Annotated in this window: 11 protein-coding genes; all 11 read left to right on the top strand. The window is 49.3% G+C overall.

Annotation, left to right across the window (positions count from 1 at the left end):
• Position 1 precedes the first annotated feature (1 nt).
• The 11 genes from MKY14_RS20510 (at position 2) to MKY14_RS20460 (ending at position 12629) form a co-directional block, all read left to right on the top strand.
• Entirely contained in the window at positions 2–931 is a 930-nt protein-coding gene (locus tag MKY14_RS20510) for an ABC transporter permease (RefSeq protein WP_042185778.1), read from the top strand.
• Positions 932–989: 58 nt separating this feature from the next.
• Positions 990–1889, top strand: coding sequence for an FAD binding domain-containing protein (locus MKY14_RS20505; protein ID WP_076125444.1), 900 nt, complete (start codon positions 990–992; stop codon positions 1887–1889).
• A 34-nt stretch (positions 1890–1923) separates the two neighbouring features.
• Positions 1924–4218: a xanthine dehydrogenase subunit D gene (gene pucD / locus MKY14_RS20500; protein WP_076279516.1), complete on the top strand. Its 2295-nt coding sequence runs from the start codon at positions 1924–1926 to the stop codon at positions 4216–4218.
• A complete protein-coding gene (locus tag MKY14_RS20495; RefSeq protein WP_081383303.1) occupies positions 4205–4741 on the top strand; it encodes a (2Fe-2S)-binding protein in 537 nt (178 codons plus the stop codon). The genes pucD and MKY14_RS20495 overlap by 14 nt, the downstream gene beginning before the upstream one ends.
• A 4-nt stretch (positions 4742–4745) precedes the next feature.
• The gene (gene uraD, locus MKY14_RS20490) at positions 4746–5258 is read left to right on the top strand and encodes a 2-oxo-4-hydroxy-4-carboxy-5-ureidoimidazoline decarboxylase (RefSeq protein WP_081386352.1); all 513 of its coding nucleotides are present in this window, start codon (positions 4746–4748) and stop codon (positions 5256–5258) included.
• A gap of 46 nt (positions 5259–5304) precedes the next feature.
• On the top strand, positions 5305–6255 hold the full coding sequence (pucL, locus tag MKY14_RS20485) for a factor-independent urate hydroxylase (RefSeq protein ID WP_076125438.1): 951 nt from the start codon (positions 5305–5307) through the stop codon (positions 6253–6255).
• The gene (uraH, locus tag MKY14_RS20480; RefSeq protein ID WP_076125436.1) at positions 6255–6629 is read left to right on the top strand and encodes a hydroxyisourate hydrolase; all 375 of its coding nucleotides are present in this window, start codon (positions 6255–6257) and stop codon (positions 6627–6629) included. Before pucL ends, uraH begins: the two co-directional genes overlap by 1 nt.
• A gap of 33 nt (positions 6630–6662) precedes the next feature.
• Positions 6663–8057, top strand: coding sequence for an allantoinase (locus MKY14_RS20475; RefSeq protein ID WP_280752614.1), 1395 nt, complete (start codon positions 6663–6665; stop codon positions 8055–8057).
• Positions 8054–9310 carry an allantoate deiminase gene (gene allC, locus MKY14_RS20470; RefSeq protein ID WP_312148659.1) on the top strand — a complete coding sequence of 419 codons (1257 nt, stop codon included), beginning with the start codon at positions 8054–8056 and terminating at the stop codon, positions 9308–9310. The genes MKY14_RS20475 and allC overlap by 4 nt, the downstream gene beginning before the upstream one ends.
• Before the next feature lie 34 nt (positions 9311–9344).
• Complete coding sequence (locus MKY14_RS20465; protein WP_312148660.1) at positions 9345–10577, top strand: pyridoxal-phosphate-dependent aminotransferase family protein; 1233 nt, start codon at positions 9345–9347, stop codon at positions 10575–10577.
• Positions 10578–10817: 240 nt separating this feature from the next.
• Positions 10818–12629: an adenine deaminase gene (locus MKY14_RS20460; protein ID WP_376747841.1), complete on the top strand. Its 1812-nt coding sequence runs from the start codon at positions 10818–10820 to the stop codon at positions 12627–12629.
• The last annotated feature ends 336 nt before the right edge of the window (positions 12630–12965 follow it).

Raw genomic sequence — 12965 nt, 5'->3', positions numbered from 1 at the left:
GATGGATTTTACAACACAGCTACTTATTGCCGCTATTTCCGCAGGGACCCCGCTGCTGCTGGCTACGCTGGGAGGCATTCTAAATGAACGAGCCGGCATTATACAGCTTGGGGCTGAAGGTCTGATGCTGATGGGAGCGGTCACCACTTGTATCGTGTATATTCGCTCCGGAAACCTGTTGCTGGCTCTGCTGGCTACCGTAGCTGTAACGGCTGTGCTTGGTTTGCTGCATTCTTTTCTCTGTGTGACCTTGCGGGCGAATCAAACGATGTCCGGTCTTGCGATGACCTTGTTCGGCAGTGGGTTGAGCGCTTATCTTGGTAAACCAATCAGCGGCATTCCTTTGCCGGGAACCTCCCCTAAGCTGCATCTGGCTTGGCTGGAAAATGTACCGTTCATCGGAAAAATATTCGGCAACATGGATTACCTAACCTGGTTCAGCCTGCTGCTAGTGCTTGCTCTGCATCTGCTAATTCACCGCACTTCATGGGGCCTGCATTTGCGGGCAGTCGGAGACAGTCCGGCTACCGCAGATGTGATGGGGATCCGTGTGCAGCTTATCCGCTACAGCTATGTGATCACCGGTGCTGCTCTCATCGGCCTGGCCGGAGCGGATATGGTATTGGCCTATGCGCCAACCTGGAATGAAGGGCTGACAGCCGGTCGAGGCTGGATTGCGGTAGGGCTAGTGATTTTTGCCAGATGGAATCCGCTGCGCGCTTTGTTCTGCGCTTACTTTTTTGGGGCATTGGATTCACTTGGCTTCCGCATTCAATTGCTGGGCAGTGCAGTTCCGCCCTATTTTCTCAAAATGATTCCGTACCTTGTGACCATTCTGGTCCTAATGTACCTTGGGTACCGCAATCGCAACAAACCATCCGGTACACCTGAGGCGCTCGGAGTTCCTTATATTCGGGAACAAAGGTTTTAAGGCAGGCTATACGAGAAGGGAAGCGGCAATCTGGTACTCAAAAAGGGAGGCGGAGTGTATGGGAGTTATACGGGAAGAGGATGGAAGGCTACCTGAAGTAATTCAACCCCACAGCCTGCACGAAGCTTGGGAGAGAAAAACGGCGTTTGGAGACAGTTCCCGATATGTCGCAGGAGGAACATTGCTGAGAACAGGGTGGGAAAATGGAACGGATCATATGCCCAAACAGCTGATTGATCTTCGGCAAATCACAAATCTCGGCGACATTACCTTAACGGAATTTCACTTATCTCTGGGCGCTCTTGTTCCACTCTCCCAGTGCCGCAGTAATGAGCATTTGCAGGCCGTGGCTCCTGCGCTGCAAGAGGCTGCACGTTGCATAGCGGCTCCGTCGGTGCGTAATCTTGCCACGCTCGGGGGCAATATCGCTTCTGGCTTCGGAGATATTCTACCTGCGTTACTGGTCTATGACGCGGAGTTAATCTCCTTTGACGGCAAATTTATGACGGCACTACCTTTGATAGAGTGGCTAAACAATCACTGGAGCGGGATAAAACCTGCGGCAGATCTTGTGGCTGAGATTCGCATCTCACCTACTCGCTTAGAGAGTCCGTTAACGGATAGGCTAGAAATTTTTCGTAAGGTTGGCCGCAGGGAAGTGTTCACCCCTTCACTTGTAACAGTAGCAATCTCAGCATCAATCGATGAGGAACTCCGTTTCCGTGAGGTGCGTATCGCCGCAGGTGGGGGCTCTGGGCGGCCGCAGCGACTAAGTAGAGCTGAAGTTATGCTTGAAGGTGTGAGGTATACAGAGGAGCTGTTGGCTTCTTTATATGAAGAGGTTGAGAACAGCTTTGAGACGTATAGTGATCCCTTTGCAACAGAACTTTACAAGAAAAAGACTGCTGGGAATTTGGTTGTATCTGAGCTGTGGAAGGCTATGAATATACGGAGTTAAGAGGTGAATAACCCGACGAAAGGAGAGAGGGAAAATGCTGCTGAATAAGGAATCCAGCGGTAGCCGCTGGCGTACACGACCCGATGGAGAGGGCAAGGTATCCGGTAAGCTGCAGTATTTGACCGACATGAGGGCAGAAGGAATGTTGATCGGCCGCGTGCTCCGCAGTGAGCAGGCACATGCTCGTATTTTGTCCATACGCATTGAGAAGGCCGTTGAAGTCCCTGGTGTACACGCTGTAATTACTTATGAGGATGTGCCCGGACTTAACGGCTTTGGCATAGCTTTGCCGCATCAACCGGTATTTTGCAGTGACCGTGTGCGTTACACTGGCGATGCGATTGCGGCAGTCGCGGCAGAGACGGACGAAATTGCGGAATACGCCTTATCTCTTATCGAAGTGGATTATGAGCTTCTACCCTTACTCGAGAACCCGGAAGAGGCGATGAAAAAGGACGCAATTCTGCTGCATGCCGAGGGAAACGTGCTTCATCATACGGAATATCGAAAAGGGGAGCCGGAAGCGGTATTTACGGATTGCTGTCATGTGGTAGAGGAGACTTATTATACACCACGCCAAATGCACACTTATATGGAGACTGAAGGTGGACTGTTTATCCCAGAGGATAACGGACGGCTTACCGTATATTCAGCTACACAACATGGGTTGATGGATCGCCTGCAGCTATCCAGAATTCTGGCTATTCCTCAAGAAGATATTCGCGTCATCTCGAGTCCTATCGGCGGGTCCTTTGGAGGAAAAGACGAGCTGAATGTACAACCGTATGGAGCGCTGCTCGCCTTGCGGACACTCCGTCCGGTAAGACTGCATAATTCGAGAGCTGAATCGGTACGTGCAGGACTAAAACGCCATCCCATGAAAATCACCATGAAAACTGGCTGCGACCCCGAAGGAATCATCAGGGCACATCAGGTCAGAATTATTTCGGATACGGGAGCTTACGCAACACTGGGGGCGGAGGTGCTCAACTTTGCGACAGAACATGTGATGGGCCCCTATATCATCGATCATGTGGATGTGAAGGGTTTTGCTGTATATACCAATAACGGTGTATCTGGTGAATTTCGCGGTTTTGGCGGCAATCAGGCGATTTTCGCTTTGGAGGGACAAATCGATCGGTTGGCTGAGCGATTGCAGATCGATCCGTGGGAAATGCGCCGCCGCAATTTGCGTAAATATGGAGATCTGGGGCCGCTGGGTCAGGAAATTGCTCAGACCGATGGTGCCTTTCAGGTGTGGGAAGCGCTGGCGGGTTCGCCTCTTATGACTGAGGCCGCATCTACAGACAGTGATTCAGGTGTGGTGGAACCTTGGATCGTAACTGGAACGGGTGCTGCTATAGCTATGCATGGTGCAGGACTTGGCTATGGTATTCCCGATCCGGCGGGTGGCAGGCTCTCTTTGACGCTAGAGGGCAAAATTGAGGCGGTGTTTGGTTACGAGGAGTTTGGTCAGGGGTTAATCGCAACAATGGAACAAATGCTGATTGAACAGTTTGGCTTGGCGGCAGAGGATCTAAGCATCGTTATTGGCGATACGGATGTTGTGCCCGATAGCGGATCTAGTACGGCTTCCCGATCAACCAGCATGATGTGGATGGCCTTAAAACGGCTGCGTCCAGACTTCACCGCTCGAGTGCTGCAGGCAGCTGCGATGATAAAGCCAGAGCTGGATAACTATGAAATGAAGCTCGGCCCTGGCGGTATTTGGCTAAAAGACGGCGGTCTGCTTCTGACTTACAAGGACTTGGCACAGCGTATTTCAGAACCCATTGTCTGTAATACAAAGTTTACTTATCCAACCACACCCTTTAAAAGAGTGGGGGCACATTTCCTATACACCTATTCTGCAATCGCAGTCCGCGTGGAAGTTAATCTGCTTACTGGACGTGTTCGTGTACTGGATCAATATCATGCGGTAGCGGCGGGACCGGTGGCTAATCCGCAAGGTTATCTTGGACAGATCGAAGGTGGCAGCAGTATGGCGGTCGGTTTCACCTTGTCAGAGGATGCTGTGATGTCTGGCGGCAGCTATGTCACCAAAAATTTAGACACCTATTTGGTGCCGACCATTGCCGACATGAATGGCAGCATTCAGGTGCAGCCGATAGAGGATTTGCCGGATCATGACACGTACGGTCCTCGCGGCATTGGAGAGGTGGGTTCCGTCAATTTAGCTCCGGCAGTCGCGTCAGCCATATTTCAGGCTGTAGGGAAACGGGTAACCAAGCTGCCCATTGATCCCGAATGGCTGCAGTCTACACCGTTTATTCCACAAAAGGTGGTGAACATCCATGTCGAGCCATAATTCAGATGCGAATCTAGATGAAGATAACCTTGCCCCCTTATCGTCTGAGGAAGCTTTTGCAGAAGAGAGGTTCACCTTTAATTGCAATCTTAATGGTAAAGCGATATCCACGGAGATTCCACCCTCCCGCCGGCTTTTAAAGGTCATACGTGAAGATTTGGAGCTGACCGGCACAAAACGTTCTTGTGAGATTGGCCGCTGCGGGGCATGTATGGTGCTGGTGGATGGACGTCCAGTGAATTCATGTCTGGTCATGGCCTATCAATGCTCAGGTGCGGAAATTACAACGATTGAGGGTCTTAGTGAAGTAGGCCTGCATCCCGTTCAGCGGGCTTTTTTAGAAGAGGGGGGGTTCCAATGCGGTTATTGCACACCAGGGATGGTCATCTCGGTGGTTGCTCTGCTGGAAGAGAACCCGCATCCTACTCAGGCTGAAGTGGAAGAAGCTTTATCGGGTAACATTTGTCGCTGTACGGGGTACGGTGGTATTTTACGAGCTGTTAACAAAGCTATTGGAGGTTGAGTGGATGGTCGTTTCTGAAGGCATGTTTACGTTGGAAGAGATAAATGCCATGAGTATAACGGATTTTGTGAAGCATCTAGGCGGCATTTTTGAACATTCACCGTGGGTAGCAGAGGAGGCTTATAAGCAGATTCCGTTCCATTCTTTAGAGCATTTGCATAGCACCATGATGCAGACCGTACTGAGTGCTGACCGGAGCCGAATGGAGGGACTATTAAAAGCTCACCCGGATTTGGCGACTAGGCTTCAAGTTACGGCTTTATCTGCCTCTGAGCAGCAAGGAGCTGGACTGGATCGGTTAACAACGGAGGAGTTCAATCTATTAAATGATCTGAATCGAAAGTATACGGACAAATTTCATTTCCCTTTTATTCTAGCTGTTCGTGGCAAAAACAAAGATGACATTATCAGCGCCATTGGAGTGCGAGTTGAGCGTTCCCCTCAGGAGGAATGGGTTCAAGCCTTTTCTGAAGTCGGTACAATTACGAGATTTCGCCTAAGTGATTTAATTATTTAATTATTTAATATTCATTCATTCATCATAAACGGGGAGGGTGTCAGCCATGCTGGAACCAATTAACGGACGTACAATGTTTTATGGAAAAAGTGATGTGCTAACTTATCGTACCTATGCTAAACCGCTGGCCGTTACCCCCGTTCCCGAATCTTCCTTCACGGGCTGCGACAACATTATATTCGCACATAATATTACATTCGCAGTCACGGGCGAAGCGTTTCTTCCTTCTTTTTCAGAGGGGGATAATTCCATGGTTGTTGCTACCGATTCTATGAAAAATTTCATCCTGCGCAATACCGCGGACTACACTGGAAGCACAACGGAGGGGCTACTGCAGCTTCTAAGCAGCCGTTTTCTCGATAAATACGATCATGTCACCGCAGTTTCAGTTTCCGCAGACCGGTTACCTTTTGAACAGGTGATGGTGCCCGGGGTTGAGGGGCTTAAACAGAGTCATTTAGTACTGCGTCACTCCAATAATGAATCTTATTCGGCTTCGTTAACTATAAAACGTGGAGAGAATGGGACTGAGGTTATCGCTCATGAATGCCGATTGAAGGATTTACAGCTGATAAAAGTGAGTGGAAGCTCGTTTTATGGATTCGTCCGTGATGAGTATACAACATTGCCGGAGAGCTTTGACCGTCCGCTTTATATTTTTCTGAATATTAACTGGACCTACAGTGATGTTCAGCATGCTCTGGATGGAGATCTAGGCCAATATGTGGCATCGGAGCAGGTTCGCGATATCGCCCATAGCGCTTTCCATGAGCTGAACAGTCCATCAATTCAATCGTTGATTTATCAAATTGGGCTGCGCGTATTGTCCCGTTTTCCACAGCTGGCTACCGTTTCATTTGAGTCCAATAACCGGACTTGGGAAACCATTGTTGAGCCTGAAGAAACTAAAGGTGGAGTCTTCACCGAACCTCGTCCACCCTATGGCTTTCAGGGCTTTTCTGTCAGCCGTGCAGATCTGGCCGGAGAGACAGCGTAATGAGCGGGCGTCTTACCACCCATGTGCTGGATCTGTCGCGGGGGATTCCTGCTACAGGTCTGACGCTTCAGCTCTGGAAGCTTACGGATGGGATGAGCAAGCTTCTGTGTGAAGAAGTCACGAACAGTGACGGGAGGCTGGATGCTCCGCTGCTGGAGGGAAACGAAATGGAGTCTGGATGTTACGAGCTGCTGTTTATGGTTGGCGATTACTACCGTAGAGCGGATGCCAAAGCGTCAGCAGACACTCAACGTGAGATGCCTTTTTTTCTAGAACAGATACCTATTCGCTTTCATATAGAGAGCTCCATGCAACACTACCATGTACCTTTGCTAGTAGCACCTGGTGGATATAGTACGTATCGGGGAAGTTAAGAGAAAGTTGACGACCGGAGGAGGTGGCAGCTCATGAAGGAATCCTATGAACTTGTGATTAAGAACGGGAATGTAGTGCTGCCTGATCAGGTACTCAAGCTGGATATTGCAGTATCAGAGGGTAAGATTGTCGCACTTGGAGAGGAACTTTCGCTTGCGCCGCTAACCAAAGTCATCGACGCAGAGGGGTTCTATGTGCTCCCCGGTATGATTGATATGCATGTCCACTTTAATGAACCAACATTTGGACATTGGGAAGGCTTTCGCAGCGGTTCTGCGGCGTTGGCAGCTGGCGGCTGCACAACCTATGCAGATATGCCGCTTAACGGTAATCCACCTACTGTGAACGAGGCTGGGCTTCGTCAAAAGGTAGATGCTGCGGCTGGAAACTCTGCCGTTGATTATGTGCTGTGGGGTGGGCTCGTTCCCGGCAATCTGGATGATTTAGAAGTTTTGGCAGCCGCTGGCGTCACTGGGTTTAAAGCCTTTCTCTCCAATCCTGGAGGGGAGGGCGAAGGCAGATTCCGTGAAGTGGATGAGGATACACTCTATCAAGGGATGCAGCGAATCGCTTCTCTGGGCGGGATTCTGGCGCTGCATGCAGAAAGTGAGGCTATCACGGCGGTGTTGACCGCAGATGCAGTGCGAAATGGCAGAACCAGCGCAAGTGATTTTGCGGCTTGCCGCCCTGCTGAAGCAGAGCTGGAGGCAGTGTCCAGGGCGCTGCTGTACAGTGAACGTACGGGCTGCCGGTTGCATTTTGTTCATATCAGCACGGCCGCCGCCATTGAGAAAATCTATGAAGCTAAGCTTCGAGGTCTGGACGTTTCGGCCGAAACCTGTCCACATTATCTGGTCCTCACTGAAAATGATATGAAGGCTTTAGGCCCTGTGGCGAAGTGTGCGCCTCCGCTGCGAAGTGCGGTGGAGCAGGAGAAGTTATGGGAGATGCTGGCCCAAGGCAAAATCGATCTGATTGCTTCGGATCATTCCCCCTGTCCAACGGAATTGAAGGTGAAGCCGGACTTGTCTTTTTTTGCAGCTTGGGGTGGGATCTCGGGTGCGCAGAGCAGTCTGGAGCTTATGTTCCATGAAGGCGTGAATGTGCGGGGTTTGGATGTTACATTAATTTCCAGTCTGCTTGCAGGGCAACCCGCAAAACGTTTTGGAATAGAGCATCGCAAAGGCGCTATAGCTCTAGGTCTAGATGCCGATTTAGTTCTGCTGAATCCAAATACAACCTATACGCTGACTGCGGAGGATTTATTGTATCGCCACAAGCACAGCCCCTACATCGGAAGAACTTTATCCTGCAAAGTAGTTGCTACGATCTGTCGCGGGAATGTGATCTATACCTCTGAAGAAGGAGTGATCAGTGAGGGAGGTGGACAGTGGCTGCGAATTAGGAAGGAGCAGTACAGCCTATGAATGATTCCAGAGTTCAAGCGTCGACTCAGAAACTGCTGGAGCTGCTGGAGGAGCTGGCGGCATTCAGCACACCTGGGCCAGGAGTTACTAGACTGCTATATACGGAGGAATGGAGCCGGGCGCAGATTTTTTTGCAGGAAAAAATGGCTGGGCTCGGCTTAGAAGTTTCCATAGACAAGGTTGGCAATGTATATGGACGATTGAGTGGATGCAATCCGCAGCAAAAGGTTATTTTAACCGGATCGCATATCGATACTGTAGTCAATGGCGGAAAATATGATGGTGCCTATGGGATCGCTGCGGCTATGATTGCGCTTCAAGATTTGCAGAGGAACTTTGGCCAGCCGCAGCGGACGCTTGAAGTCGTATCTTTTTGTGAAGAAGAGGGGAGCCGATTTCCGCTTGCTTATTGGGGTTCGGGCCATGTCACGGAAAGGTATGACGGAAGCGAGGCCGAGACCTGTATGGATGCAGAGGGCGTGACGTTAAAAGCAGCAATGGCACAATCCAGCTTCTTACAGGACATAACGGAGGAGAAAGCTTCTAAGCGGACTGGAGTCAGAAATGATATTGGTGCTTTTGTAGAACTGCACATCGAGCAGGGGATTATTCTGGAGAAGACGGACACTCAGATAGGCGTAGTTCAGGGGATTGTTGGCCAGAGACGATATGTGGTCAAGGTCAGTGGTACTGCTAATCATGCGGGCACGACACCGATGTTTATGCGGCAGGATGCACTGGCTAGTGCGGTTGAAATGCTGTACGTGCTTGAAAGTTCTGCTAAAACGGCTGGTGAACCTCTTGTAGCAACCTCGGGTAAGCTTGAGGTGTATCCGAATACGCCAAATGTGATCCCGGGTGAGGTTCTTTTTACACTAGATATCCGCCATAGTGAAGAGGACGAACTGGAACGTTTCTGTGAGAAGCTTCTTGCGGAATGTAATGAAATTGCTGTTAAACGTGGGGTGATTCTTGAGGTTACATCCGTGCTCCACACAGTCCCTGCACCTATGGATACGAAGCTATCTGCAATGCTGGAAAATATCTGCCGCCAACAGGGGAAGACGTACCGCATGATGGTAAGTGGAGCGGGACATGACGCCCAGCTGTTTGCGCCGCGTTGCCCTACTGCGATGATATTTGTGCCAAGCCGAGCTGGCATCAGCCATTCTCCGGAAGAGTATACTTCCCCTGAGCAGCTCGTTGCTGGGCTTGAGGTTCTGACTGCGATGTTATATGAGTTAGCTTATTAAAAAGAGTTCGCCGAACTTTTAAGGGAGGATCATCATGAAGCGTTACGAAGATTTGTCGCCGTCCCAACGCTGTATTATGACTCCAGGTCCGGTCGAGGTAGATCCGCGTGTACTGCGGGCGATGTCTTTTCCGGTGCTGGGTCAGTTTGATCCAGAGTTCACCTCTATTATGAATGAAACGATGGAAATGCTGCGGGAGCTGTTTGCTACTCGTAATTCATGGGCTTACCCTATCGATGGTACCTCCCGTGCTGGAATTGAAGCCGTGATGGTTAGTTTGATCCTGCCGGGTGAGCGTGTGCTGATTCCGATCTTTGGCCGCTTCGGACATCTATTGCATGAGATTGCTGAAAGATGTGGCGCTGAGGTGTTCGTGTTGGAAAAGCCATGGGGGAGTGTGTTTGAGCCGGATGAAGTGATAGCAGCTATGGAGACTTTTAAGCCACATGTGGTGGCAATGGTTCATGGGGAGACCTCTACAGGACGTGTGCAGCCACTCTCGGAAATTGGTGGAGCTTGCCGCCGGATGGATGCTTTATTCATAGTCGATGCAGTTGCAACCATTGGGGGCATTCCTGTCGAGACAGATGCTTGGATGTTGGATGCCGTCGTTGGTGGTACACAGAAATGCCTGTCCGTCCCTTCCGGAATGGCACCGATAACGTATAATGATCGTGCTGAAGCTAAGCTCATGACCCGAAAACGAGTAGAACGCGGGATTAGAACAAGTGATGTACAGCCAGGTGACTTATCTTTTGTCCGCAGCAATTATTTCGATCTCAGCATGCTTCAGGATTACTGGAGTCCCCAACGTCTCAATCATCATACAGAGATGACCTCAATGCTTTATGCACTGCGGGAGGGCTTGCGGCTTACCCTTGAAGAAGGGCTGGATGCCCGATTCGCCAGACATATCCTCCATGAAAAAGCACTTGTAGCTGGATTAACAGCTATGGGTTTAGAACTATACGGGGATCCTTCCTGCAAGCTTACTGTTGTTACCTGTGTGCTCATCCCTGAGGGGATAGATGGGGAAGCTGTCCGTTCGCTGCTGCTGGGGCGGTTCGGAATTGAAATTGCCAGTTCTTTTGGACCGTTAAAGGGAAGGATCTGGCGCATCGGTACGATGGGTTTTAGCTGTCGTGAGAATAACGTGTTGCGGCTGCTTGGAGCGCTGGAAGCCGCATTACAGCGTCATGGATTTAAGGGGCCTTGCGGGTTTGGGGTTCAGGCAGCACTTGACGTATATGAGGCAAAAGTAAGATAATCGTTGGAATAGAGCGGATGGCGGGAGAGTAAAAACAGGGGCATGTCCGGATGGTTCGGACAATCTTTGGGAATAAGTAAACGGCTATCATCTACAGGGATGATTGAGCCGTTTTTTCTTACAAATACAGACCTGCGCAACTATATTATCCTAGGCTTAATAGTTAGGCAATCCTCTATGATTACGGATCTATTCACTACATCAAGACAACACTTGGATACTAACGGGGGAGAGATGAAGATGACAACTTTTACAAGAAAGCCTTTAGCGGATTGTGTACCTGAGCTTGTGGCTACGGCAAGAGGCGATAAACCGGCAACACTGGTAATTACAGGTGGAAAGCTGGTCAACGTATGCTCTGGTGAAATTCTAGAAGGAATGTCTGTTGGTGTTCAAGGTGGACGAATTGCTTATGTTGGTAAAGATGTGACACATATGATTGGCGAAGGAACGCAAGTTATTGATGCGAACGGCAAGTATATAGCTCCGGGATTGCTCGATGGCCACTGCCATATTGAGAGCACCCAGCTAACCGTTACTGAATTTTCCCGCGCTGTTCTGCCGCTTGGCACAACAGGTGGTTTCTTTGATGCACATGAGATTGCTAATGTATTCGGGCTGAAGGGTATTCAATTGATGCTGGATGAGATGCGGGGGACGCCGTTAGCTGCTTACATGCAGGTGGCTTCTTGTGTGCCTGCGGCAGGTGCGGAATTCGAGACAACGGGTGCCTCAATTGGTCCTGAAGAAGTTGCCGAAGCTTTTACGTGGGGCAAAGATGTGATTGCTCTGGGCGAAGTGATGAATTTCCCTGGCGTTGTTTACGGCGATGAGAAAATGCTTGGAGAGATTCAAGCTACGCTGCGGGCAGGCAGATTTGTTGACGGTCATTTCACATGGCCTTCCAGCGACTGGAGACTGCCAGTGTATGCTGCGGCAGGGGTGACTGGTGATCATGAGTGTGTGACAGCAGACGATGTGATTGAGCGCATTCGACTGGGGATGTATGCCAAAATGCGCCGGGGCTCGGCTTGGCATGATGTTGCCAAGACCATCACCGCTCATACAGAGCGTGGACTTGATCCGCGTCGCATGATGCTGGTAACTGACGACCGCAGCTCGGAATCGTTACGGGACGAAGGTCATATGGATTTCGTTGTTCGCCATGCGATTGCTCAAGGCGTGAAGCCAGTAACAGCCTTCCAAATGGCAACTATTAATACGGCAGAGCGTTTTGGGTTGTCTCAGGATATCGGATCTATTACTCCAGGTTCTTTTGCGGATATTATTCTGCTGGACGGGAATTTGGCCGATGTTCGTGTGGTACTTACGATTGCTGCTGGTGTAGTCGTTGCCGAAAACGGTGTGATGACGGCAGAGCTTGCTAAATTCTCATATCCAGAGGAAGTTTTGGCTTCGGTTCATTTGCCGCAGCGTCCTACCGCCGAAGATTTTATTATCGCGGCTCCAATTGAAACAGGTGAACTTACTACAAGAGTTATTAAAGTAAGAGAAAATCATGTGGAGACCATTGAACGTATGGTTTCGGTACCTGTAGTAGCAGGGCAGCTGGATGTAAATGCTGTAGAGGGTCTATGTAAAATCGCTGTGCTCGAACGGCATAAAGGAACAGGAAATAAATCAGTGGCTGTTGTGGAAGGCATCGGTTTTAAAGAACCGGCTGCTATCGCAATGACTGTTGCTCATGATAGTCATAATGTACTCGTCATCGGCAATGATAATGAGCTAATGGCCAAAGCTGCGAACGCGGTGGCAGACGCTCAGGGTGGGGTCGCCGTAATTACATCTAGTGGAGAAACGTTATTCCCGTTGGCCATTGCAGGCCTAATGTCTACAGAGCCATTTGAAATTGCTGCTGAGAAATCAGCTGCGATCAGCAAAGCGTTGTATGATGCCGGCTGTACTTTGAATTACGCGTTTATGACTTTATCGCTGCTTGCTTTGGCGGTTATCCCAACGTTACGTATCACAGATAAAGGACTCGTGCGGATTTCACCCGAGGGAATACAGTTAGTGCCATTGTTTGTTTAAGTAAATTAACTGAAGTATAATCCTAATGCAAAAAACTGTTCTGAGGTCGTAATGACCCTTCAGAACAGTTTTTTTTGTTTAAATATAAGAAAGCAAAAGCTTCACATGATGCGTAATCTTTATACATCTTATTGTAATGAACAATAATATTAAACAGATTTTTAGAGAATGAAACATTTTTCTGAGCAAAATCCTAAAAAAATATAAATAAAGCATAGTCAGGTGACGATAATAATGTTAAATTAGATAAAATTAAAGTGAATTAATGGAGTTAATTTTACATTAATGGCATATAAAGAATTATAGATAATGGCAGGTTTCGAATAACCCAACTAA

This window comes from Paenibacillus sp. FSL R5-0887 (assembly GCF_038002305.1).
Lineage (GTDB): Bacteria > Bacillota > Bacilli > Paenibacillales > Paenibacillaceae > Paenibacillus_AQ > Paenibacillus_AQ odorifer.
This window is presented reverse-complemented; position numbering and strand designations above follow the sequence as displayed.